Consider the following 23,848-nt stretch of genomic DNA (forward strand, 5'->3'; position numbering starts at 1 on the left):
CTGTTCATAAATGCCTTCTGGTGATGAATTGATTTCAACAATATTGACCGCTCATAATACACTGGCAGTTGTATCGGTCTCTCGTTTGTTTGTCTTGAGCATCCGCGAGCGAACGCAGTGAGCGAGCGGTTCACCGCCGACGAGCGGCCGCAGGCCGCGATGTCGGCGGCATTTTTCCCACCAGGTTTTTGCGCGGTGGGTTCCCGCAGCGAGCGCAGCGAGCGAGGAAACCCACCGCGACAAAAAGGTGGGTGTTTAGCGCTGCACTTTCCCCTGGATCTCCGTCACGATGTCGGGGTTCCGCAGCGTCGTCGTGTCGCCGAGTTCCTCACCGTTTGCGATCTCTTCGAGGAGCCGACGCATGATCTTTCCAGACCGGGTCTTCGGGAGTTCGGGTGTGAAGATCACCTGTTCGGGGCGGGCGATCGGTCCGATGCCGTCCTCGACGCCTTCGATGATCGCCTCGCGCATCTCCTCGGTTCCCTCGTAGCCGTCTTCGAGGATGACGTAGGCGTAGACGGCCTCGCCCTTCACCTCGTGGTCGCCGCCGACGACCGCCGCCTCGGCGACGCCCTCGACGCCGACGATGGCCGACTCGATCTCCATCGTGCCCAGGCGGTGCCCGGAGACGTTGAGCACGTCGTCGACGCGGCCCAGAATGGTGATGTATCCGTCCTCGTCGATCTTCGCGCCGTCCTCGGGGAAGTACACCCACTCGTCGGCGTCGGGATCGGAGTACTCCTGCCAGTACTCCTGGACGAACCGGTCGTCGTTCTGATACAGCGTCCGCAACATCCCCGGCCACGGCTTCTCGACGGTGAGATAGCCCGCGCGGCCCGCCTCGACCTCCTCCCCCGCGGTGTCGACGACCTTGGCGTCGATGCCGGGCAGCGGCGGCCCCGCGGAACCGGGCTTCATCGTGCCGACGCCGGGCAGCGTCGTCACCATCATCCCTCCCGTTTCGGTCTGCCACCAGGTGTCGACGATCGGGCACTCCTCGTCGCCGATGTGCTGGTAGTACCACTTCCACGCGCGGGGGTTGATCGGCTCGCCGACCGTCCCGAGCAGTCGGAGGCTGGAGAGGTCGTGACGCTCGGGGTACTCCGAGCCCCACTTCATAAAGGCGCGGATCGCGGTCGGGGCGGTGTAGAACACGTCGACGGCGTACTTCTCGACGATCTCCCAGAGGCGGTCCCGCTCGGGGAAGTCGGGCGTGCCCTCGTACATCACCGTCGTCGTCCCGAGCGACAGCGGCCCGTAGACGATGTATGAGTGCCCGGTGATCCACCCGATGTCCGCCGAGCACCAGTAGGTGTCCTCCGGCTTCAGATCGAGGACCGCGTGGGAGGTCCACGTCGTGTACGCGAGGTAGCCGCCGGTGGTGTGTTTCACACCCTTCGGTTCGCCCGTCGTCCCCGAGGTGTACATCAGGAACAGCATGTCCTCGGCGTCGCGCTCGACGGGGTCGACGCGGTCGCCCTGATGGTCGGCCATCAGGTCGTCCCAGTCGTGCTGGTTGCCCTTCAGGTCGTGACCGAAGCCGTCGTCGCCGAGGCGATCGACGACGACCGTCGCGTCGACGCCGTGGTCGACGCCCTCGAGCCCCTCGTTCGCCTTTTCGAGGTGATCGAGGGGGTCGCCGCGGCGGTAGTAGCCGTCGCAGGTGATCAGGTACCGGGAGTCCGCGGAGTTCATCCGCGTCGCGAGCGCGTCGGCTGAGAAGCCCGCGAAGACGACGGAGTGCGGCGCGCCGATGCGGGCGCAGGCGAGCATCGCGATCGGGAGTTCCGGGACCATCGGCATGTACATCGTGACGACGTCGTCCTCCTCGACGCCGAGGTCGCGCAGGCTCGCCGCGAACTCGTTGACCTCCCGGTAGAGGTCCTGATAGGTGTACGTCCGCGTCTCGCCGTGTTCGCCCTCCCACTTGATCGCGACGCGGTTCTTGTCGCCGCTCTCGACGTGCCGGTCGACGCAGTTGTACGAGGCGTTCAGCGTCCCGTCGGCGAACCACTCGTAGAACGGGCCGTTCGACTCGTCGAGCACCTGGCTGTACTCGGTCTCCCAGTCGAGCAGATCGGCCGCGCGGGTCCACGATCGCGGCCAGTTCTCCTCGAACTCCTCGTAGATCGACTCGTCGGAGACGTTCGCCTGCTCGACGAACTCCTCGCTCGGCTCGAAGGTCTCCTGTTCTACCAGTCGTGCCTCGAGTTCCCCGTCTCCTTCTTCGTCAGTCATATTCGTCCGTATTATTCGAACACCGGATCATAAATCTGTGCGACTCCCTCCCGAGGGTGCCGGATAACCGGACGACGGCGGTGACCTCTGCCGGCGGTGTTCGGGTTGCGTTCAGTCTCAGTTCCCGGGAACGGCCCCGGTGCGTTTTTGCCGCCAGTCCCGTACTGTAATGTATGGACAGCGAACGACTGGGGAACGCCGACGAGACCGCGGAATCGCGATCGATCCGGCGCCGTCCCCTCTTGCTCGCGAGCGCAGGTGCGCTGGTGGGCTCGTCGAGCGGGTGTCTGGGTGGCGACGGGAGTGGCGGGGACGGGAGCGACGCCCCCGCGGCGATCACGATCCCCGAGGGCGCCACCTGCGACGTCTGCGGGATGACGATCCGACAGCACCCGGGCCCGAGCGCGGAGATCTTCTACGCGGAGCAGGAGCCGGAAGGCCACGAGAACCCGGCCCGCTTCGACAGCACCTGGGAGGCCTACCAGTACGAGTTCGAACGCGACGACGAGGGCTGGGAGGACGTCGCGTTCTACGTGACCGACTACTCGGCCGTCGACTACGAGACGTTCGAGGACGGCGGCGACACGCTGATCACGAGACACTACGAGGCCTCGTCGTTCGCCCCCGTGACCGACGTGACGTTCGTCGTCGATTCCGAGGTCAAGGGGACGATGGGGCGGGATCTGATCGGGTTCGGCGACGAGTCCGACGCCGAGTCGTTCCAGTCGGAGTTCGGCGGGTCGCTCACCGGTCACGACGGCGTCACGCCCGAAGTGGTCGCCGGCCTCGGAATGTGATGGCGATCCTCTCGCCGACCGGTACCCGGTGGCTGACGGTGCTCGTGAGCCTGGCGCTGGTCGTCGCGAGCCTCTCCTTTCTCTTGACGCCCGCCAGCGGCGAGTCCCTGCGCCCGGTCGACTTCGCCGACACCGTGAATATGGGTGGCACGGGAGTCGACGCCCGCCGCGCGGACGACGAGGGGTTCGTCCTCCCGCAGATGGAGGTATTCTACTCGGGATACCGGTACGTCGTCGGCTACGTCGGTATCGAGACGGGAGTGAGCGAACTCGGCGACCCGAGCGCGAAACGGCAGTTCGGGGACCCGCTGGCCGTCTACGTCTCCGACTTCTCGACGATCGAACCGAATCTGACGGCCGAGGGGTTCGTCGCGCCCGAGCGCGGGCGAGCCGTCGGCTGGACGCCCGCCGACACCGCGTCCTACGTCGTCGGCAGCGACGCCTCGATCCCCTCGGGCCCGGTGACGGTCGCCTTCTCCGAGCGGGCCGACGCCGAGGCGTTCGCCGCAGCCCACGGGGGCGAGGTCGTCGACTGGGAGACGCTCCGATCCCGGGTCGGCGATCCGCTCCCCGCGAAACTGGAGGAGTTCGAGGCGAGCGTCGACGACCGGCACGCCTGGGCGAACGACACCGTCGCGGCCGCGGAAGCGCACCGGCAGCGGCCCGTGAGCGTGGTCGTCGGTACCGACCCCGCGTCCGTCTCCGAGCGGGCGACTGCAGACGGGACGACCCCGGTCGATATGCCGGCCGACGCCGCGAGCGAACCCACGGTCTCGGCGGCGCTCGCGGCCGCGCCGTCGGACACGACCGTCTACGTCCCGCCGGGGACCTACGAGGTCGACCGGCTGGTAGTTAACCGGTCGGTCACGCTCGCCGGTGCCGGGGGCGACACGGTCCTCCGCGGCGACGGCAACCGGAGCGTCCTCTACGTCCGGGCGGACGGCGCGTCCGTCGCCGACCTCCGGATCGACGGCGTCGGCGACGTCGGGAGCCGCGGCCGCGACCTCCGAAACGGCTCGGGCGACTGGGACACCACGGTCCAGTTGGCCTACGGCTACGGCGACGCCGGGATCGTCCTCGACGGCGCGGCCGGGGCCTCGGTCCGGAACGTCGGGATCGACACCCCCGCAAGCGGCGTCATCGCTCGGGAGAGCCCCGACTCCGTGATCCGGAACCTGACGACCCGCGGCGCGGAGACCGCCCGCGAGGGCTTTATGGGCGTGGTCCTCATCGGGGCGCCGAGCGTCGTCGAGGACTCGACGTTCCTGGGCGGCCGCGACGGCGTCTACACCCACCGAGCGGACGGGAGCGTCGTCCGCGACAACCGCGCGGAACCGGGGCGGTACGGCGTCCACGAGATGTACACCTCCGAGTCGCTCGTCGCGAACAACACCGTCCGGGACGGACAGGCGGGCGTCATCGTGATGACGCGCCCGACCGGCAACGCCGTCGTCGGCAACGACGTCCGCGGGAGCACCTACGGCGTCGTCCCCGCCGGCAGCGACTCCTACTACGCGCGGAACGTGGTCGTCGACAACGAGTACGGCCTCCAGGTCGCCGGCGACCGCAACGCGTTCGTCGACAACGTCGCCCTCGAAAACGAGGTCGGCGCGCGCGCGAACGACATCCTGCCCTCGAACTGGGTGCTCAGAAACGACTTCCTGCGCAACGACAGAGCGGTCGAATCGCGCATCGGTCCGCTCCGAACGTGGTCCCACGGCGGCGTCGGCAACCACTGGGGCGCGCTGCCCATCGCCGACGGCGACGACGACGGCGTCTACGACCGTCCGTACCGGCCGACCGGGACGGTCGACAGCCGGATCGGGGCCGTCTCCGGCGCGACGGCGCTGGCGCAGTCGCCGGCCGTGGCGACGCTGCGGCGCGTGCAGGACGCCGTCTCCGGCCTCCGGCAGTCGGGCGTCGTCGACACCGACGCGAGGACGGAGCCGTTCCACCCCGAGGTGATCGACGACGCGCTGTCGGCGGCGGGCGACGAGGGATCGAACGAGAACGTCGCGGTTCCGGCGAACGCGACGTCAGAGCGAAGCGTGGAGTGGTCAGCCGACGCCCCCGCCGACGTGGTGACCGGAGGTGTCGCGTCGTGAGCGGCGACGCGCCCGCGACGGCCCTGCGTGCGCGGGCGATCGAGCAGTCGTTCGGCGACGTCGACGTCCTCTCGGGCGTGTCGCTGTCGGTCGAGCGCGGCGAAGTGGCGGCGATCGTCGGGCCCAACGGCTCCGGGAAGTCGACGCTGCTCCGGATTCTCGCGGGCATCGCCGCGCCCGACGGCGGGTCGGTGACCGTTCCCCGCGCGGCCGGCGGCGCCCGCAGCGTGGGCTATCTGCCCCAGCGGCCGGCCTTTCGCGAGGGGTTCACCGCGCGCGACACGCTCGGATTCTACGCGCAACTGCTCGACGGCGTCGACGACGAGGACGTCGCCGCGACGCTCGATCGGGTCGGCCTCAGCGGGGTGGCCGACCGGTCTGTCGGGTCGCTCTCGGGCGGGATGACACGGCTGCTCGGACTCGGCGAGTCCGTCCTCGGCGACCCCTCGGTCCTGATCCTCGACGAACCCGGGAGCGGCCTCGACCCGGCGATGGTCGAGCGGCTGTTCGGCGTCTTGGGCGACCTCGCGGCCGACGGGACGGCCGTCGTGGTGGCCTCCCACGAACTCCCGGCGGTCGAGGCGCACGCAGACACCGTCCACGTGCTGGACGAGGGCGACTTCGGCGCGAGCGGTTCGCCGGCGGCGTTGCTGGCGGAGACGGACACCGGCTCGCTCTCGGCGGCGTTCCTCCAAATCGTCCGGGCCGAGGTCGGCGAGGCGACTGTCCGATCGGGCGTCGGGAGCCGACCGTCCGAGTCCGAAAGCGATGACGAACGCGCGGACGGAGCGGCCGAAACGGGTGCCGAAAGCCGGGAGGTGGCGGCCGATGAGTGAGCGCGAGGGGAGCGACGGAGCGGCCGCGGGCCGAGAGCGGGTCGCAGCCGCCCTCGAGGACCTGTTCGTGATCGCCACCCGCGAGCTCAGGACGATCGTCAGAACGCCGGCGCTGCTGGCGCTCGCGGCGGCCTTCGCGGTGAGCGTCGTCGGCGTCGCGTGGGCCGGAACCGGAGGCGGCGGCGGGTTCGTCCCGCTGACGCTCGACCTGCTGACGTTCGTCGAGGTGCTGGTGCCGCTCCTGGCCGTCGCCTTCGGCTACCGGTCGGTCCTCGGAGACAGACAGACCGGCGAGTTAGACGTCCTGCGGACGTTCGACGTGGAGCGACTCTCCTACGTCGGCGGCGTCTACCTCGGCCGCGCGCTCGCGCTCGTTACGCTCGTCGTCGGGACGCTCCTCGTCGTCGGGCTGTTCGTCCCGCTTCTCACCGCCGACATCCCGACGTTCCTGGCGATCAACGCCGCGGCCGACTCGGGGGTGCGCTACGTCCGGTTCGTCGTGCTCTCGGCGGCGTTCACGCTGGTCGTCCTCGCTGCGACCGTGGGCATCTCGGCGGCGACGCGGACGACCCGGACGGCGTTCGCGCTGGCGGCGGCGCTGGCGCTGGCGCTCGTTCTCGGTATCGACACCGCGCTCGTCGCCGGCCTCGCGAGCGGGGCGATCCCCGAAGACGGCCTCACGGTGTTGCTCGCGCTCAGCCCCAACAGCGCGTTCCGGGGGCTCGTCCTCTCGAACGCCGTCGGGGTCGTCGGCGGCGCGGACGTCGCCGCCGGCAACGCCGCCCTGAACGCGCTCGGGCTCCTCGGCTGGTGGCTCGGGAGCCTCTCCATCGCGCTCTGGCGCGTCTGGCCCGCGGTCGAACCGATCGAGGAGTGATCGTCCGGGCGCGACCGCCCGATAATTGGTCGGGGCGCGACCGCATCGACAGTCAGCGGGGGCGTGACCGCATCGACAGTCGGTCGGGTCGCAACCGCGTCGACGATCGGTGAGACGCAGTCGCGCCGACGGTCGATCACCCGAAGTTCTCGACCTTCGCGTCGTCGGGACCGAGTCCCGCCGCGTCGAGCGCGCTCGTCGCGTCGTTGACGAAGCCCGCGAAGCCGTAGACGAACACCTGCTCGCCGTCGTCGTCGCCGAGGGCGGCCGCGACGGCGTCGCTGATCTCCTCGCCCTCGTCGACGACAACTACGGAGGCGCCCGACTCGCGGAGCGCGTCCAGGCGGTCCCGGTGGGCGACCGCGTCCGTTCGGTAAACGATGGCGGCGTCGTTGCCGTCGGCGACGGCGGCCTCTGCGATGCCCACCGCGGGGCCGATCCCCGGGCCGCCGGCGAGGACGACCACGCGCGGCTCGCCCTCGTAGTAGCTGTCTCCGAACGGGCCCGAGACGTCCAGTGTGTCACCAGGCCGGAGGTCGATCAGGAACCGGCTGAACGGGCCGGCCTCCTCGGGGTCGACGCCCACGGTGACCTCGAACGTGTCGTCGACGCCGGGCGAAGACAGCGTGTAGAAGCGCGCGTACCCGTCGCCGTCGATGGTGGTAGAGAGCTTCACGAACTGTCCGGGCTCGGCGTCGAACCCTTCGGGCGACTCCAACTCGAGTGCGACCGTCCGCGGCCCGACGTCCCGGACCGCGCTGACGGCGACTGTCGCGTCCATACGACGGGGTTCGTGATCCGGCGAGAAGGATGTTGCCTTCCGTCGGCGCCCCTCGCTCTGTGGAGTCCGCATCGGCGACTCGTCCCGCAGGACGACAGTATGACTGTTCGGTCATTTATAAGTGCAATATTTGCATATCGGTAGTTATCTACACCGATATTTCCACATTTTTATTTACGTACGTTAGATTTTGAACGTACCGAACCGTTCCTTTTTTCAATGGCTTTCAGAAGGCTTTTCTTCGGTCCAGAGGTACCTCTTAGCCACATGCCTGCGGACTTCAACTGGGCCATCGGCGGCGAAGCCGGCGATGGCATCGACTCGACGGGGAAAATCTTCGCCCAGGCGCTCTCCCGAGCCGGGCGGCACGTGTTCACGTCGAAGGACTTCGCCTCGCGCATCCGCGGCGGCTACACGGCGTACAAGGTCCGGACGGCGGTCGATCCGGTCCAGAGCGTCGTCGATCGACTCGACGTGCTCATCGCGTTGACCCCGCGCACGATCGAGGAGAACCTCGACGAACTCCACGAGGGCTCCGTCATCATCTACGACGGCGAGCGGACCACGATGGAGAACGTCGAGATCCCCGAGGGGATGATCGGCCTCGACGTCCCCCTGAAGCGGCTGGCCGAGGAGGCCGGCGGCGCGATCATGCGGAACGTCGTCGCTCTCGGCGCGGCGTGTGAGGTGTCCGATTTCCCCATCGAGAACCTCGACAGCGCCCTCGAGAAGCGCTTCGGCTCGAAGGGGCAGTCGCTCGTCGACAACAACAAGGAGGCCGCCCGGGCCGGCCGCGACTACGTCGCCGCGGAGTACGACCACGAGTTCGAGTACGAACTCGAGACGACCGACGCCGATTACGTCCTGCTCAACGGCGACGAGGCCATCGGGATGGGGGCGATCGCCGCCGGCTGCAAGTTCTACGCCGGCTACCCGATCACGCCCGCGACGGACGTGATGGAGTACCTCACGGGACGGATCGAGCGGTTCGGCGGCCACGTCGTTCAAGCGGAGGACGAACTGTCGGCGATCAACATCGCGCTCGGTGCGGCCCGCGCGGGTGCGCGGTCGATGACGGCGACGTCGGGGCCGGGGATCGACCTGATGGCCGAGACGTTCGGCCTCGTCGCCACCTCGGAGACGCCGCTCGTGATCGTCGACGTGATGCGCTCGGGTCCCTCGACGGGGATGCCGACCAAACAGGAACAGGGCGATCTGAACATGATGCTGTACGGCGGCCACGGCGAGATCCCGCGGTTCGTGCTCGGTCCCACGACGATCTCGGAGTGCTTCTGGAAGACGGTCGAGGCCTTCAACCTCGCCGAGAAGTACCAGACGCCGGTCTACATCGCCGCGGACCTCGCGATGGCGGTCACAGAGCAGACGTTCCCGCCGGAGGCGTTCGACATGGACGAGGTCGAGATCGATCGCGGAAAGGTCGTCGACGAGGAGTCGATCGAGGAGTGGCAGAACGAGAAGGGGCAGTTCAAGCCCCACGCGCTCACCGAGGACGGCGTCTCCCCGCGTGCGTTCCCCGGCACGGACGGCGGCGTCCACATGTCGACGGGGCTCGAACACGACGAACTCGGGCGGCGGACCGAGGACACGGAGATGCGCGTCGAGCAGGTCGACAAGCGCACCCGGAAGGTCGAGACCGCGCGGGAAGAAGAGGACCTCTCGCCGCGGGAGTTCGGCGACGAGGACTCCGAGAACCTCGTCATCTCGTGGGGATCGAACGAGGGCGCGATGACCGAGGCGATCCGGTTCCTCGAGGAGGAGGGCATCGACGTGCGCTTCCTCTCGGTGCCGTATCTGTTCCCGCGGCCGGACCTGACCGAGGCGGTCGAGGCCGCCGAGAACGTCGTCGTCGTCGAGTGTAACGCCACCGGCCAGTTCGCGGACGTCGTCGAGCACGACACGCTCTCGCGGGTCGACCGCGTGAACAAGTACGACGGCGTGCGGTTCAAGGCCGACGAACTCGCAGGAGAGATCAAAGCGGCCCTACAGGAGGCAGACCAATGAGCTCCGACGTTCGATTCACGGACTTCAAATCAGACAAGCAGCCGACGTGGTGTCCCGGGTGCGGCGACTTCGGGACGATGAACGGGATGATGAAGGCGCTGGCCGAGACCGGAAACGACCCCGACAACACGTTCATCGTCGCGGGGATCGGCTGTTCCGGCAAGATCGGGACGTATATGCGCTCCTACGCCCTCCACGGCGTGCACGGTCGCGCGCTCCCCGTCGGGACGGGCGTCAAACTCGCGAACCCCGACCTCGAAGTGATGGTCGCCGGCGGCGACGGCGACGGCTACTCCATCGGCGCGGGCCACTTCGTCCACGCGGTCCGGCGCAACGTCGATATGACGTACGTCGTGATGGACAACCGAATTTATGGCCTCACGAAGGGGCAGGCCTCGCCCACCTCGCGATCGGACTTCGAGACGTCGACGACGCCCGAGGGGCCGCAGCAGCCCCCGGTCAACCCCCTCGCGCTCGCGCTCGCGTCGGGCGCGACGTTCATCGCGCAGTCGTTCTCGACGGACGCCCAGCGTCACGCCGAGATCGTGCAGGAGGCCATCGAACACGACGGCTTCGGCTTCGTGAACGTGTTCAGCCCCTGCGTGACCTTCAACGACGTCGACACCTACGACTACTTCCGCGACAACCTCGTCGACGTCGCAGAGGAGGGACACGACCCGACGGACTACGACGCCGCCAAGGACAAGATCCTCGACGCCAGCAAGGAGTACCAGGGCGTGATCTGGCAGAGCGAGAAGTCGATCCCCTACGGCGAGAAGCACGGCCTCGACACGAACACCTCCGAGATCGACGACGGCGCCCCCGAGGGCGCGATGGACCTCGTCCGCGAGTTCTACTGACCGAGGACGTCCCGACCTGGTTCGCTCGGGGAGTCTCCGAAGGTCTGCGGCGATTACTCCGTATTCTCCCACGAGAACGACGACGTACCGGAGGGGCTCTCCTCGATTTCATCTGCCGGTTGCGATTCGTCGTGGCCGCCGTCGGGCTGTGCGATCGCCTCGCCTCCCGTTCCCGGCGCCGGGCCGGTCTCGCTCGCGTCGGCCGCGGCCGCCGTGCCGTCGACCTCGAACGTCGATACCTGCTCGTGGAGCGATTCGGCCAGCCGTGAGAGGTGTTCGATGTTCTCCGTGGCCTCCGAGAGCGACGCGGCCTGCTCCTCGGTGGCGGCGGAGACGTTGCTCGCCTCCGCTGCGGTCTGTTGACTCACGCCCGACACTTCGTCGACCATCGCCACGACCTCCTCCGAGGAGGCGGCCTGGTCGTCCGTCGCCTCGCTTATCTCTTTGATCCCGCTCTCGGCCTGCTCGACCGCGACCGCGATGTCGTCGAAGGTCTCGATAGCGTCTTCGATGGTCTCCGATCCGCGTTCGACCCGGTCGCTCATCGCCTCGATCTCCTCGACGGTCTCGGCGGTCATCGATTGGACGTCGTTGATGCTGGCTTCGATCTCACTCGTGGCCCGGGCCGCCTCCCCCGCGAGGCCTTTGATCTCCTCGGCGACGACAGCGAACCCCTCGCCGGCCTCGCCGGCGCGTGCGGCCTCGATCGAGGCGTTGAGCGCGAGCAGATTCGTCCGCTCTGCGATCTCGGTGATCATCTCGGTGACCTCGCCGATCTCCTCCATCTCGCTGTCGAGTGCGGCCACTCTGGTCGCCGCCTCGTCGGCGCGCTCTTCGATCGACCGGATTTCCCGGGTCGCTTCGGCAGCGTGATCTTGCCCCGTTTCACTCCGCTCGACGGCCGTCGAGGCCGTCGAGGCGACCTCCTCCGCCGACGACGCGATCTCCTCGACCGTCGCGGACATATCGTTCATCTCGCTTGCGACCTCCTGGAGGTTCTCGCTCTGCGTCTCGGCGCCCTGAGAGATCTCTTCGACCGATCCCGCCACTTCCTCGCTCGCCTGCTTGATCTCCGCGGCGCTGGTCGAGACCTCCTCGCTGGAGGTGGCGACCTGTCCCGCGATCCGCTGGACGTCGCCGACGCTCGCGTGTAACTGATCGACCCCCCTTTCGAGGTTCCGCAGGACGTCACCGTAGTCCCCGGGACGGTCCGTGTCGATCTCCTGATCCAGCCGGCCCTCGCTGAGGCCGTCGCTGGCCCGTCGGATCTCCGCGAAGCTCCCGGTGAGTTCGTCGGTCCCGCCGTCGATGCGGCGCATAATCGTGCCGTAGGTGCCGGGGAAATCGGTCTCGACGTCCGCCTCGAGATCGCCGGATTCGAGGTTCTCGCTGACGGCATCGAGTTCTCCGAAAACCTCGCGGAGGTTCCGATTGAGGGTCCTGAACGCGTCGACCATCCGGCCGATCTCGTCGTTCTCGGCGTAATCGTCGATCTCGGCGTCCAGGTCGCCCTCGCTGGCGGCGACGGCGGCCGCAGAGAGCTGTGAGACGGGCCTCGTGATCCGCCTGGCGACGAAGAGGCCGATCAGGATGGCGAGGATCAACGCGCCGATGGTGAGACCGACGATCTCTCGCTGGCTCGTCTGCGTCGTACCGTCGGCGATGGCCACCTGTTCCTCTATGTCAGCCCGTGCCGACTCCTCGATGGAATGCGCCCGCTCTTCCATCTCGACCCGCAGCGTCTCCATCTCGGCGGCCTTCTGTTCGGCGAGCGCCGTATTCCCGGCCGCGTGCGCCTCGAAGAACTCCTCTCCGAGTCGGTTGTATTCGTCGTGTTGAGACCGTAACTCGGTGAACTGAGTTTCCTGCTCCGCGGTCAGGTGGGCCGACTCCAGTCGGGCGGCCTCCTCCTCGAAGTGTGCCGCAGCCTCCTCGAACTGTTCTCGCGCGTCGGATTCGCCGAGCTGTGCCGCCTGAACCGCGGCCCGCTGCCGTTCGATACCGACGATCAACTCGGCGGAGGCGTCCATCTTCTGTCCGTCCTCGGCGATGAGGTGCGCCTCCTCGTCGACGGCCCCCACGGCCTGATAGCCGACCGCGCCCGTGACGCCGACGAGTACCGCCACGATCACGAACGCGAGGACGAGTTTCGGTCCGACGTCGAATCGGTCGATGGTAATCCGGTCTGCGACAGTTGTTATCACACGATCGACATTCATGTCTCCCCGCTGCCACCCTCGGCGTAAAAACCTATACTCGCAATTATCAGTGCGTGAAACGGGAGCGGTGCCGTTTCCGAGACTGGACGACACGGCCATCCGCCGCATACCGACGAGACGACAGGTCAATTCACCTGTCATCCGAGCGGGGAATTCCGCCCTCTCGCGGACGTCAGGAACGTTCCGGCGCGTTTTTTACCCGCCCCCAATTCAAGCGTAACAATAATGACTGCGGACGCCATCGCAACCGGTCGAAGACGCGAGCGGGCCGAAGGGCGCTCGCATCACGGCGTCCGCGCGGCCGCCGCATCGACGCGTCGGTGCGCGCAGCCACCGCACACTACGGGAGTACGCTATGTCTGAGAACTACGACGTCGTCATCGCCGGCGCGGGGCCAGCCGGAGCACAGTGCGCGCGGGACCTCGCACAGCGCGAGTACGACGTGCTCGTGCTTGAGGCCGAACCCGAAGACGGGTTCCCGAAGCAGTCGAACAAGTCCACGGCGGGGACGTTCGCCTCGATGACCGGCGCGTTCGGGATTCCCGACGGCGTCGTGATGAACTACACCGACGAGGTCGTCCTCGAGTCCCCCAACGAGCACTTCGTTCAGCACCAACCCGGCGCGGTCCTCGAGTTCGCGGACTTCAAGCGGTGGCTGGTCGCGGAGGGGCGCGAACACGGCGCGGAGTACCGCTTCGGCGCGCGAGTGAACAACCCCATCACGGAGGACGGCGAGGTCGTCGGCGTCCAGTACGCCGGCGACGAGGAGGTGTACGCCGACATCGTCGTGGACGCCACGGGACCGGCGGCGCCGCTGGCGAAGAAACTCGACGTCTGCGGTCTCGAACGGAAGCACCAGGCGGTGGGCATCGAGTGGGAGATGGAGGGCGTCGACGTCGACCACCCCGAGTACGCGGACCTCACCGACGCGATGATGCTGCGCCTCGACCACGAGTACGCGCCCGGCGGCTACTCGTGGATCTTCCACACCGGCGGCGACACCGCGAAAGTGGGGCTGTGTTACATCCAGAACGAGAGCTATCAGCAGTACGGCGACACGTCGAAGAGCATCGACGATCACCTCCAGCACTGGCTGGAGACCGATCCCCGGTTCGCCGACGCACGGCGTATCGCGGACAAACAGCAGCACCGCGGGAGCGCACACATCCAGATGCCGGACGGCTTCAGCACGGACAACTTCATGGCTATCGGCGATGCCGTGCCGACGATCGACCCGCTGTGGGGCGAGGGCATCCACAAGTGTATGGAGTCCGCACGCGCCGCCGCCATCACGGCGGACCGCTGTCTGATGGGGTCGCAGGCGGACACGTCCGCGGAGGCGATGACCATCTACGACGACCTCTGGCGGGCCCGGGTCGCGCCGGATATGCGAACGCGGCTGACGATGACCCAGCTGCTGTACCTCGCGCCGAACGACCGCTACGACCGCCTGATGAACGACCTGAACGCGATGGGCGCGGAGACGCTCACCGACGCCAACGACGGCAGCATCCGCAGCCTCTCGAAACTCGTACACGTCGAGGACGTGCCGTTGCTCGCGCGGTTCGCGAAACAGCGATTGACCGAGTGACGCGGCCGCTCGTCGCCGCCCACATCCGTTCAACACGCGGATTCGAAGTGCCGGGTACTCTGTCCCTTCGGCTGCCGGTTCGTGGGAGCTCGACGCACGCTTTCCGGCAACGCTCCCGCCGCCCGCAACGGCTTTTGGCGCGAGACGGCTATTTTAAATCGATATGTCTCAACGATCTTCAGTCGACGAGGGCGGCCCGCGCACCGACGGGATGCCGATGCTCGGTCTCGGAACGTGGCAGAACGACGATCCCGAGGCGTGCGCTGCCGCCGTCGAGACCGCGCTCGAAGCCGGATACCGGCACGTCGACACCGCGCAGGCGTACGGCAACGAGGCCCACGTCGGACGCGGGATCGAACGCGCCGACGTCGACCGCGAGGACGTCTTCCTCGCGACGAAGGTGTGGATCGACGACCTCGCGCACGACGACGTGCTCGCGACGACCGAAGAGAGCCTCGAAAAGCTGGGCGTCGACTACGTCGACCTCCTGTACGTCCACTGGCCGTCGCGGGCGTACGACCCCGAGGGGACGTTCCGCGCCTTCGACGAACTCGTCGACGAGGGGAAGGTAGACCGGATCGGAATCAGCAACTTCCTCCCCGCGCAGGTCGACGAGGCGATCGAGCACGCTGACGCGCCGATCTTCGCGAACCAGGTCGAGATGCATCCGCTGCTCCAGCAGGAGGAACTCCGCGAGCACTGCGCCGACCGCGGCGTCGAACTCGTGGCGTACTCGCCGCTGGCCCGCGGGCGGGTCTTCGACATCCCCGAGATCACCGAAATCGCGGAGAAACACGGCGTCAGCGAGGCGCAGGTGTCGCTGGCGTGGCTCCGCGAGAAGGGCGTCACCGCGATCCCGAAGGCGACGAGCGAGGCTCACATCCTCGACAACTGGTCGTCGCTGGACGTCGACCTCGACGACGACGACGTCGCGGCGATCGACGCCATCGACCGGACCGACCGGCAGGTCGACCCCGGATTCGCTCCCTGGTAACGGCTCGATCGAGTCGATCACCGGGGTCGTCTTCGACGAGCGACAATCGGGGGGAACCGATTTGTCCCCGCGGTCCGAAGGCCGCGGTGTATGGAGTTCGACCTCCCGACGACGGCCGGTGCACTCATCGTACTGGTGGTACTCGGAACGGGCGTCCTGATAGCCGCCGGCGTGATGGCGACGAGTACCGTGCTGATGATGGTGACGCCGGCGATGCTCGTCTTCGGCATCATCTGTCTCGCGATCGGCGTCAAACACGGCGAGTACCGCGCTCGCGGGTCCTGAACGGCGTCCGCTCGTATTCACTGCGCCACGTCGTCGAGCGACTCGCCGCCGACGCTCGCGGCGACGCGGACGCCGACGACGCTGACGACGATGCCGGCGACGATGAAGCCCGCGAGCCGCTGCTGCGGCGTCAGCACGTAGCCCCACAGTCGCGGATCGGCGAGGACGGCCTCCCGCTGGAGGAACCAGCCGGCGAACCCGCGGACCACGAGCCCGAGCGCGACGACGCCGAAGGGGAGGTTCAGATACGGCGTGCTGATCCCGTCGGTGCCGATGAGTTCGTCGAGCAGGCGTCCCGCGCTGGCGGTGAGCGCGGCGAGCGCGAGCCAAGGGACCGCGCTGTAGGTGAACTGCATCGTCCGGACGACGACCGACTCCGGGCCGAGCTGCGGCGAGACGGAGAGCGCTCCGAGGAAGATCCCGACCAGCCCGAGGCCGAGGCTGACCGCGTACGTGACGACCGAGACGCGGCCGGAGTACAGCGCCGCCCGCGTTCGCTCGGGCACCTCGGAGAGGTACTCGTCGATCGCGAGCCCCTTGTACAGGAGGACGGCACCCAAGAGCGCCGCCAGCCCCGCCAGCGCCACCGCCGGTGAGAACTGCGTGAGGAGGATCGGGAGGAGTAACAGCGTCGCCCCCAGGGGCACGAGGATCGTCGTCCGCAACTCCTCGTCGGCGAGGAACTGCTTGAGCAGGTAGTACGTCGATTCGATGTCGTGGGCCTGCCGGACGACGACCCGGTCGACCGAGTCGATACGGACGCGGCTCTCTATGACCGGAACCACCCGCTCGTCGTTCGCCGAGTCGAGGACGACGACCGCCGAGTCGGGATCGTACGTGTCGACGAGCGCGTCTACTTGCGCCGACAGCGAGCGGTCCGCTCCCACGAGCGAGTCGCCGCCGCCGGAGACAACGGCCAGAACGGTCTCCTCGCGTCCGTCCCGCAGGTCGCGGGCCACTCGAAGCGACTCCAGGAGGCAGTTGACGCCCGAATCCTCCGGATCGGCCAACCCGACGTCGGTGACGAGCGACTGGACGGCTTCCCAGCCGACGATCGGCGTCTCCAGCCCCGCCGTCCGACCGATATCGTTGGATCGGTCGACGCAGAGGACGAGCGTGGTCACGCTCGTGAGAAAGGGCTGACTCGGTTAAAGAACTCCCGGTCGGTTCACTCAGCGGGATTGTCGTTGCCAATCAGAGATCCACAGACCCACGGTCAACCGCGGTATGCGATTCGAGTGAAACCGAGTCGGTGGGTCTCTACGGTAATCCCTCTCAGAGGGCGTGAGAGTAGGAGAGGCGTGAATTTCGGAGGGCGGCGCCGTCGCTGGGCGGGTGAAAATACGAAAAGACAGCAACCGACCGCGGTCGCCGGCGTCCTCGCCGACTTAGAGAAGCCCCGTCTTCTGGAGCTTCATCAGGTCCTCGGTGTCGAGGGTCTCGCCTTCCTTGAACTTCTGGTAGATCTCCTCGGCCTCCTCCTTGGCGGCCTCGCGCTCCTCTTCGCGCTCGTCCTCGCGCTCCTGCTCTTCCTGCTTGTCGAGCTCGCGGAGCCGCTTTTGGACGCGGACGAAGTCCTCGTGGTGGCGGTCGGCGGCCTCCTGGGCCTCGACGAACAGCTCGTGCATCGCGTCGGCCTCGTCGCGGATGTCGTCGGCCTCGCGGTAGGCCTCGATCATCTGGTTGTGGTGCTCCTGGGCCTCGTCGGCGAGCTCCGTCACCTTCTGGTGGTGCTGGGACGCCTCCGAGCGGACCTCCTCGGCCTCCTCGATGAGCTCTTCGAGTTCACCGCTGTCCTCGACCTTGTCCTTCTTCTGGCTGAGCTCCTCGCGCTTGTCCTCGATCTTCTCGATGAGTTCGCGCTCGTCCTCCGTCGAGAGGACCTCGGTCTGCTGGCGGAACTCGAGCTGCTCGATCTCCTCTTCGAGCTCCTCGATGTTCTTGCCGTCATCGAGCTCGAGGTCCTCTTTCATCTCCTCGACCTCGTCGAAGAGCTCGTTGGCCTTCGCGTTGAGCTCGTTCCGGCTCTCTTTGTGTTCCTGAACCTTCTCGTTGAGCTCGTCGCGCTTCTCGCGGTGCTCCTGGGCCTCGTCGACCTTCTCGCGAGTCTTTGCGTTCAGATCGTCGCGCTTCGACGCGCGCTCGGAGGCCATCTGGTTCAGCTCGTTTCGTCGATCGCGGAGCTGCCCCGCGATCTTGATGAGCTGGCCCTTCGAGCCGTTCTCGAGCTTCTCGTCGGTAAGCTCGATGTTGTCTGAATCTTTGAGTTCCTGTACGTCGTATTCGGTAAGAACGTCTTGCTGCGTCACCATACGTAATCAATCCTCGATACCATCACCGCTCCGGACCGTGGCGGCCGCTCGTCGATCGCTGTCAACCGTGGATAAGAATTCCCGATCATTCTGCGTGCTGTGCCGCCGGAACGCCGGAGGCGTTCTGGTACCTACACATTGACCGCTACCATATATAAATCTGCCGGAGGGTCGAGCGGCTGTAAATCACTCGCACACACCGCCTACGGCTCGTGTGAGTGATTCACAGTGCTCCGGAGTAGTATATAAATAAAAGTGGTACTGTGTCACACACGAGAGGCGAACCCGGCCGAGGACGGAGACCGAGCGACACTTACCGCCGCACCGGCGACTACGGGTATGCGAGAGCGAGAGGTCGTCCACGCGCGCGGCCACGAGAATGTGTCGGCCGAACACGCGAGCACGTTCGAGGTAACGACCGACGACTGGCTCACCCCCGCCGGCGACTGCATTCTCGCCGTGGAGGCGGACCGGACGCCCGCCGACTTCGACGCCGCGTTCGTCGAGGCCTGCCGCGACCCCGACGCGACGGTCACGGCGACGATCGCGGCGACGACCGACGACGGCGAGACCCACGAGCAGACAGTCACCGGCCGGGGGCATCCGGACCTCACCTTCGAGAACGAGCGGAGCCACGTGGGTCGGACAAGCGAGTACGTGGACGACCGGACGGTGCTCGTCGACGCCGACGCGGCCGCGGCGGATCTGGATCGCGACCTAGTGGAAGCGCTCGCCGACGGCGCGTCGGTTCGCTTCGAGTTGGTCGTCGAGGCCGGCCCGGCGGAGTGATAGGGGTTATCCTCGCCGGCCGGCGGGCCGACGGCTTTTTTCGCTTACCGACGAACGTCGCGGTATGGCCGAGGAACCGACCGAAAACATCAGCGGCGGCGACGACGGGAGCGCCGCCGCGGCCTTCGAGGCGGGCGACGCGGGAACGCGCGCCGAGGCGGTCGTCGACGAACTCGGCGACCTGTACTGGCAGAAGACCTACGGCGGCAAGGACGCCTTCGAGTCGCTGGTGCGGACGATCCTCTCGCAGAACACGTCGGACGTCGCCAGCCAGCCCGCCCACGACGCGCTGATGGAGCGCTACGGACCGGAGGGGAGCGACGACGACGCGGCGGGCGGGGGAGCGGACGGCGGCGGCACCGCGGACGACCGCGACCTCGCGGCCGCCCTCGCCGACGCCGAGCAGTCCGAACTCGCCGAGACCATCTCCTCGGCGGGGCTGTACAACCAGAAATCGGAGATGATCGTCGGCGCGGCCGAACGGATCCGAGAGGAGTACGGCGGCCGGGCGGGGTTCGACGAGTTCGTCCGAACGGAGGAACCGAGCGAGGTCCGGGAGGCGCTCTTGGACATCCACGGCGTCGGGCCGAAGACCGCCGACTGCGTCCTCCTGTTCGCCGGCGGCCGGGACGGCGTCTTCCCCGTCGACACGCACGTCCACCGCATCGCCCGCCGGATGGGACTCGCGCCCGCGGACGCCGACCACGAGACGGTCCGCGAGCACCTCGAAGCCGACGTGTCGGGCGAGAAGTGCGGCTTCGGACACACGGCGATGATCCAGTTCGGGCGGGAGTACTGCACCGCCCGCAAACCCGCCTGTCTCGACGGACCGGAGGCGTGTCCGCTGTACGATCTCTGCGACCGCGTCGGCGTCGACGAGGTCGGCGAGTCAGTCGTCGATCCGGCGGAGGCGGCGGGCGAGTGAGGCCGCTTCACTCGTTCGCGTAGATCCGCGCCGCCTCCTCGCCCGCCTCGGGCCACTCCACGTCGGTCCGCTTCACCAGGTTCCGCACGACCGACCCGTCGAGGGCGTCGGCGTCGGGGGCGTTCACCTCGACGAGGTTCCCCGCCGGGTCCCGGACGTAGCACTGGACCTCGCCCGAGGGGAGCACGTACACCGGCGGGTGGCCGTCCGCGTCGACCTCGATCTGCGGGAGGGCCTCGATCTCGGCGCTCTCGTGCTCGCGGATCGACCGATAGACCGCCTCGAAGTCGTCGACGTGGAGCGCGTGGTGGTTGAACGCCGGCGGGTCGTCGTCGCGTTCGACGAGGTGCAATTGGAGGTCCCCGCACCCCAGCCACTGGATCCGCTCGTCGAAGGCGGGGGTGCGGATCCGCTCCATCCCGAAGACCGAGGCGTAGAAGTCGACCGACTCTTCGAGGTCCGCCGCGACGATGCTGACGTGGGTGTACCGCGATTCGACCATACTGCGAGCACCCGCAGCGGAGGAACATAAAGCCGCTCGCGTCGCGGGACGGGTCGGACGAGTGGCCGAGAGCGACGGTCCAGGCGTTTCTGCGGCCGACAGGGCGAGTCGGGACCGCCTCCGCGACCGACGCTATCGCTCCGCGACCGACGCTATCGTTTAGTGTCGCCGACGTGTACGCCGGTGTGTGAACTGGTCCCCCTCGACTCGACTGCTCGTCGCCCTCCTCGTCATCCTCGGCGGTGTCGGAGCCGTCGGGACGACCGCGACGGCGGCGAACCCGGCCGTACAGCTCTCCTCGGTGTCGGTCTCCCCCGAGGATCCGAACACCGGCGAACGGGTCACGATCGACGCGACGATCTCGAACCTGGAGAACAGCGACACGACCGTCGAAGTGCGGGACGTCTACGTCCGAACGCCCGGCACCACCGACGAGTACGCCCGCCTCGAGGAGGTCGGCTCGATCGCACCGGGCGGGTCGCTCTCGATCCCCATCTCGACCACGTTCGAGTCCGCCGGCGAGAAACGGCTCAACGTCAACGTGGTCGTCCAGGACGAGGACGGCGACTACCACCGTTACACGTACCCGGTGTACGTCGACGTGACAGAACCCAACGTGCGAGCGGACCTGTCCTCGCGGACGGACGCGGACTCGGGCACGACGTCGGTCTCGCTGACGAACTTCGGCAACGCCGACCTCTCCGACGTCGAGATCACCGCCCGCGTCGGCGGCGAGGTCGTCGCGCGGAACTTCCTGTTCGACGTCGCGCCGGAGTCGAACCGGACGACCACCTTCGACACCGACGACTACGCCTCGGAGACCGTCCGGTTCGTCGCCACCTACGACGCGGCCGGCGAGAGCCACGAGACGACGCTCTCGGTGGAACTGGACGACCGGACGGAGATCCCCGGCGAGATCCGACTCACCGCCGTCGAGACCACGCGGACCGGGTCCGGCGTGACGATCGAGGGCGACGCCGCGAACCTCGGCGGCACCGACGCCGAATCGGTCCTCGTGAGCGTCGGCGACGCCGACGGCGTGCGCCCGGCCTCGCCCTCCGGGGAGTACTTCATCGGCGCGATCGACGCCAGCGAGTTCGCGACGTTCGAGCTGACGGCGGCGGCCGATCAGAACGCGTCGTCAGTGCCCGTCGAGATCGCGTACATCGTCGACAACGAGCGCGTGACGACCACACAGCGGGTCTCGATCGACGGCGATTCGCCGTCGAGCGGCGTCGATCCGGCGGCCGGAAGCGGTGACCGGCGGCCCGGCGGTGGCCCCGGTGACTCCGGCGGCCTCCAGCTGACGGTCATCGGCGGCGTCGCGGTCGTCGTCCTCGTGGTCGGCGCCGGCGTCTACCTGTGGCGCAGATGACGGTCGTCGAACTCGAGGACGCGGTGAAGCGGTACCGGAGCGGCGAACAGACCATCGAGGCGCTGAAGGGCGTCGACTTCGCCGCCGAGCGCGGCGAGATGGTCACGGTGATCGGCCCCTCCGGGTCGGGCAAGAGCACGATGCTCAACCTGGTCGGACTGCTCGACACGCCGACCGAAGGGACCGTCAGGGTCGACGGCCGCGACGTGACGGACTTCACCGAGGACGAACTCACCGAGGAGCGCCGCTCGGGAATCGGCTTCGTCTTCCAGGCGTTCCACCTGCTGCCGATGCTCACCGCGACCGAGAACGTGGAGCTCCCGTCGATGTGGGACACCTCGCGGGACCGTCGCGACCGGGCGGTGGACTTGCTGCGGCGGGTGGGCCTCGGCGACAGGCTGGATCACACGCCGAGTCAGCTCTCGGGCGGGCAGCAGCAGCGCGTCGCCATCGCGCGGGCGCTGATCAACGAGCCGAAGGTCCTGCTCGCGGACGAGCCGACCGGGAACCTGGATCAGGACACCGGGCGCACGATCCTCGACGAACTGACGCGGCTCAAAGCCGAGGAGGGAATCGCCATCGTCGCGGTGACCCACGACGAGCAGCTTCTGGACTACGCCGACCGGGTCGTTCGCCTCGTCGACGGGGTGATCCAGGAGTGAGCGTCACCGACCTGCTGTGGCGGTTCCCCAGCGTGCAGATGGCCTGGCGGAACCTCGGGCGCAACCGGGTCCGGACGGCGCTCGCGGCGCTCGGGATCATCATCGGCGTCGTCGCCATCTCCTCGCTCGGGATCGCCGGCGTCGCCCTCCAGCAGCAGGCGACGACCGACCTCGGGAGCCTCACGAACGAGGTGTCGGTCTCCTCGGGGACCGACAGCACGACCGACGGGGTGACCGACGATCAGGTCGAGGAGATCCGGAGCCTCGCGGGTGACGCGGCCGTCGTCCCGCAGAAGTCGAACGCGACGACGCTCTCGGCGCGCGACGGCAGCGAGGCGTTCGTGAGCGTGACCGCGGTGACGCGAGCGAGCGCGCTGTACACGGTCTCCGCCGGCGACAGCCCCGATCGGCTGGAGTCGGGAGCGCTTCTCACCGCCGGCACGGCGGAACGGCTCGGAATCGAACTCGGCGACCCCGTCGAGTACGACGGACGGCTCTACCGCGTCCGGGGGCTGGTCGAGTCCTCCACCGGATTCGGCGGCGGGAGCGAACTCGTGGTCCCGCTGTCGGCACTCGCAGCGCAGGAGCACTACGACACGGTCACGGTCGTCGCCGCCGACGGCGACGAGGCCCAGGCGATCGCCGATCGGCTCGAAGCCCGGTTCAACGAGGGCGACGAGGAGGTGCTGAGCGTCACCAGTTTCGCGAGCACGCAGGAGAGCATCGACTCGTTCCTGAACACGCTCAACCTCGCGCTCCTGGGAATCGGCTCCATCTCGCTCGTCGTCGCCAGCGTCGCGATCCTCAACGTGATGCTGATGAGCACGATCGAGCGCCGCGGCGAGATCGGCGTGCTCCGCGCGGTGGGGATCAGACGCGGGGAGGTGCTCCGGATGATACTCGCCGAAGCCGCGTTCCTCGGCGTCGGCGGCGGCGTCGTCGGCGCGGCCGCGTCACTCGGCGTCGGCCTCGTCATCTTCCAGGTGCTGTCGGGGGACCCGCTCCTCGTCTTCGGGTGGCCGAGCGTCCGGTACCTCCTGCTCGGGTTCGGGTTCGCCGTCGTGGCGAGCCTGCTGAGCGGGATCTACCCCGCCTGGAAGGCGGCGAACGACCCGCCCGTCGAGGCGCTCAGGGGGTGAGATCGCCGTCGGTGGCTCGTCGCTGCGAATCGCCGTTGCGAACCGGCCGCCGTCAGCAGCCGCGGGTCTCGACCCCGGAGACCGGACCGCCGGTCGGTTCGTACGTCGAGTCGTCGACGGCGTCGGAGAACATCGGCAGCGACAACCGGTAGTCGAAGAGGATCGCGAAGGCGTCCCAGACGGCGGCGGGTGAGATCCCCTCGGGAGTTCCGTCGAGGACGACGCCGGTCCGGAGTTCGATCACGTCGCTGTCGAGGGCGACGCCGCGGGCTTCCAGCCCGAGCGCGCTCGGCGGCGACGGGTCCGTGAACAGCGAGGTGTGCACGGTCACGTCGATGTGTGGATTGCCGTCGCCGACCGTGAGGTCGTGTCCGCCGGCCGGGAAACACCGCCGCTCGTCGGCGTCCGGGGCGGCTCCGCCACCCCCGTCTCCGTCCGACTGCGCCGCCGCCGGCGGGACGGCGGCGACGACGAGCGAGCAGACGAGGGCGACGACGACGAGCCGGGCGAGGGCGGACGTACCGCGACGGCGACTCATA

The 23,848-nt window shown here is 68.1% G+C and carries 21 protein-coding genes; 14 read left to right on the plus strand and 7 right to left on the minus strand.

Translation table 11 applies throughout. The features are described 5' to 3' along the window. Positions 1-255: 255 nt before the first annotated feature. Positions 256-2,238 carry an acetate--CoA ligase gene (gene acs / locus DV707_RS07190; protein ID WP_103989935.1) on the minus strand — a complete coding sequence of 661 codons (1,983 nt, stop codon included), beginning with the start codon at positions 2,236-2,238 and terminating at the stop codon, positions 256-258. 173 nt (positions 2,239-2,411) lie between these two features. Here acs and DV707_RS07195 point away from each other — a divergent pair, with 173 nt between their 5' ends. Genes DV707_RS07195 through DV707_RS07210 form a run of 4 tightly spaced genes read left to right on the plus strand, consistent with a single transcriptional unit; the run spans position 2,412 to position 6,853 of the window. After that, on the plus strand, positions 2,412-3,035 hold the full coding sequence (locus DV707_RS07195; RefSeq protein ID WP_103989934.1) for a nitrous oxide reductase accessory protein NosL: 624 nt from the start codon (positions 2,412-2,414) through the stop codon (positions 3,033-3,035). Beyond that, positions 3,035-5,140, plus strand: coding sequence for a NosD domain-containing protein (locus DV707_RS07200; RefSeq protein ID WP_103989933.1), 2,106 nt, complete (start codon positions 3,035-3,037; stop codon positions 5,138-5,140). The genes DV707_RS07195 and DV707_RS07200 overlap by 1 nt, the downstream gene beginning before the upstream one ends. Beyond that, complete coding sequence (locus DV707_RS07205; protein WP_235010699.1) at positions 5,137-5,976, plus strand: ABC transporter ATP-binding protein; 840 nt, start codon at positions 5,137-5,139, stop codon at positions 5,974-5,976. The genes DV707_RS07200 and DV707_RS07205 overlap by 4 nt, the downstream gene beginning before the upstream one ends. Continuing rightward, positions 5,969-6,853 carry an ABC transporter permease gene (locus tag DV707_RS07210; RefSeq protein WP_103989931.1) on the plus strand — a complete coding sequence of 295 codons (885 nt, stop codon included), beginning with the start codon at positions 5,969-5,971 and terminating at the stop codon, positions 6,851-6,853. Before DV707_RS07205 ends, DV707_RS07210 begins: the two co-directional genes overlap by 8 nt. A gap of 136 nt (positions 6,854-6,989) precedes the next feature. On the opposite strand, the gene DV707_RS07215 is transcribed toward DV707_RS07210, so the two are convergent. Then, positions 6,990-7,634 (minus strand): FAD-dependent oxidoreductase, encoded by a 645-nt coding sequence (locus DV707_RS07215; protein ID WP_103989930.1) that lies wholly within the window; start codon positions 7,632-7,634, stop codon positions 6,990-6,992. 267 nt (positions 7,635-7,901) lie between these two features. On the opposite strand from DV707_RS07215, the gene DV707_RS07220 reads away from it, so the two are divergent. Together DV707_RS07220 and DV707_RS07225 are read left to right on the plus strand one after the other, a co-directional pair. After that, positions 7,902-9,656, plus strand: coding sequence for a 2-oxoacid:acceptor oxidoreductase subunit alpha (locus DV707_RS07220; protein WP_103989929.1), 1,755 nt, complete (start codon positions 7,902-7,904; stop codon positions 9,654-9,656). Then, the gene (locus DV707_RS07225; protein ID WP_103989928.1) at positions 9,653-10,516 is read left to right on the plus strand and encodes a 2-oxoacid:ferredoxin oxidoreductase subunit beta; all 864 of its coding nucleotides are present in this window, start codon (positions 9,653-9,655) and stop codon (positions 10,514-10,516) included. Before DV707_RS07220 ends, DV707_RS07225 begins: the two co-directional genes overlap by 4 nt. 53 nt (positions 10,517-10,569) lie before the next feature. Here DV707_RS07225 and DV707_RS07230 read toward each other — a convergent pair whose 3' ends face one another. Further along, positions 10,570-12,735 carry a methyl-accepting chemotaxis protein gene (locus DV707_RS07230; RefSeq protein ID WP_103989927.1) on the minus strand — a complete coding sequence of 722 codons (2,166 nt, stop codon included), beginning with the start codon at positions 12,733-12,735 and terminating at the stop codon, positions 10,570-10,572. Positions 12,736-13,090: 355 nt separating this feature from the next. Between DV707_RS07230 and DV707_RS07235 the strand changes: the two genes are divergently transcribed. The 3 genes from DV707_RS07235 to DV707_RS07245 all read left to right on the plus strand — a co-directional run bounded on the left by DV707_RS07235 (position 13,091) and on the right by DV707_RS07245 (position 15,605). Further along, positions 13,091-14,326, plus strand: a complete 1,236-nt coding sequence (locus tag DV707_RS07235; protein WP_103989926.1) for a digeranylgeranylglycerophospholipid reductase — start codon at positions 13,091-13,093, stop codon at positions 14,324-14,326. A 163-nt stretch (positions 14,327-14,489) separates the two neighbouring features. Beyond that, a complete protein-coding gene (locus DV707_RS07240) occupies positions 14,490-15,320 on the plus strand; it encodes an aldo/keto reductase (RefSeq protein ID WP_103989925.1) in 831 nt (276 codons plus the stop codon). Between the two features lie 90 nt (positions 15,321-15,410). Then, positions 15,411-15,605: a DUF7333 family protein gene (locus tag DV707_RS07245; RefSeq protein ID WP_103989924.1), complete on the plus strand. Its 195-nt coding sequence runs from the start codon at positions 15,411-15,413 to the stop codon at positions 15,603-15,605. Positions 15,606-15,622: 17 nt separating this feature from the next. On the opposite strand, the gene DV707_RS07250 is transcribed toward DV707_RS07245, so the two are convergent. Together DV707_RS07250 and DV707_RS07255 are read right to left on the minus strand one after the other, a co-directional pair. Next, positions 15,623-16,729, minus strand: coding sequence for a DUF373 family protein (locus tag DV707_RS07250; RefSeq protein WP_103989923.1), 1,107 nt, complete (start codon positions 16,727-16,729; stop codon positions 15,623-15,625). Between the two features lie 264 nt (positions 16,730-16,993). After that, the gene (locus tag DV707_RS07255) at positions 16,994-17,917 is read right to left on the minus strand and encodes a coiled-coil protein (RefSeq protein ID WP_103989922.1); all 924 of its coding nucleotides are present in this window, start codon (positions 17,915-17,917) and stop codon (positions 16,994-16,996) included. A 339-nt stretch (positions 17,918-18,256) separates the two neighbouring features. Here DV707_RS07255 and DV707_RS07260 point away from each other — a divergent pair, with 339 nt between their 5' ends. Continuing rightward, positions 18,257-18,706 (plus strand): DUF371 domain-containing protein, encoded by a 450-nt coding sequence (locus DV707_RS07260; protein WP_103989921.1) that lies wholly within the window; start codon positions 18,257-18,259, stop codon positions 18,704-18,706. Between the two features lie 64 nt (positions 18,707-18,770). Beyond that, on the plus strand, positions 18,771-19,631 hold the full coding sequence (locus DV707_RS07265; RefSeq protein ID WP_103989920.1) for an endonuclease III domain-containing protein: 861 nt from the start codon (positions 18,771-18,773) through the stop codon (positions 19,629-19,631). A gap of 7 nt (positions 19,632-19,638) precedes the next feature. Here the strand turns inward: DV707_RS07265 and DV707_RS07270 are convergent, their stop codons facing one another. Further along, entirely contained in the window at positions 19,639-20,133 is a 495-nt protein-coding gene (locus DV707_RS07270) for a VOC family protein (RefSeq protein ID WP_103989919.1), read from the minus strand. A gap of 187 nt (positions 20,134-20,320) precedes the next feature. On the opposite strand from DV707_RS07270, the gene DV707_RS07275 reads away from it, so the two are divergent. The 3 genes from DV707_RS07275 to DV707_RS07285 are packed head-to-tail and all read left to right on the plus strand — an operon-like array spanning position 20,321 to position 23,309. After that, complete coding sequence (locus tag DV707_RS07275; RefSeq protein WP_235010698.1) at positions 20,321-21,508, plus strand: COG1361 family protein; 1,188 nt, start codon at positions 20,321-20,323, stop codon at positions 21,506-21,508. Then, on the plus strand, positions 21,505-22,170 hold the full coding sequence (locus tag DV707_RS07280) for an ABC transporter ATP-binding protein (RefSeq protein WP_103991187.1): 666 nt from the start codon (positions 21,505-21,507) through the stop codon (positions 22,168-22,170). Before DV707_RS07275 ends, DV707_RS07280 begins: the two co-directional genes overlap by 4 nt. After that, a complete protein-coding gene (locus DV707_RS07285) occupies positions 22,167-23,309 on the plus strand; it encodes an ABC transporter permease (RefSeq protein WP_200820833.1) in 1,143 nt (380 codons plus the stop codon). Before DV707_RS07280 ends, DV707_RS07285 begins: the two co-directional genes overlap by 4 nt. A 52-nt stretch (positions 23,310-23,361) precedes the next feature. On the opposite strand, the gene DV707_RS07290 is transcribed toward DV707_RS07285, so the two are convergent. Then, positions 23,362-23,847, minus strand: a complete 486-nt coding sequence (locus DV707_RS07290) for a DUF7332 family protein (RefSeq protein ID WP_103989918.1) — start codon at positions 23,845-23,847, stop codon at positions 23,362-23,364. Between the last annotated feature and the right edge of the window lies 1 nt (position 23,848).

It is taken from the genome of Halobellus limi (assembly GCF_004799685.1).
In the GTDB taxonomy this organism is placed as follows: domain Archaea; phylum Halobacteriota; class Halobacteria; order Halobacteriales; family Haloferacaceae; genus Haloquadratum; species Haloquadratum limi.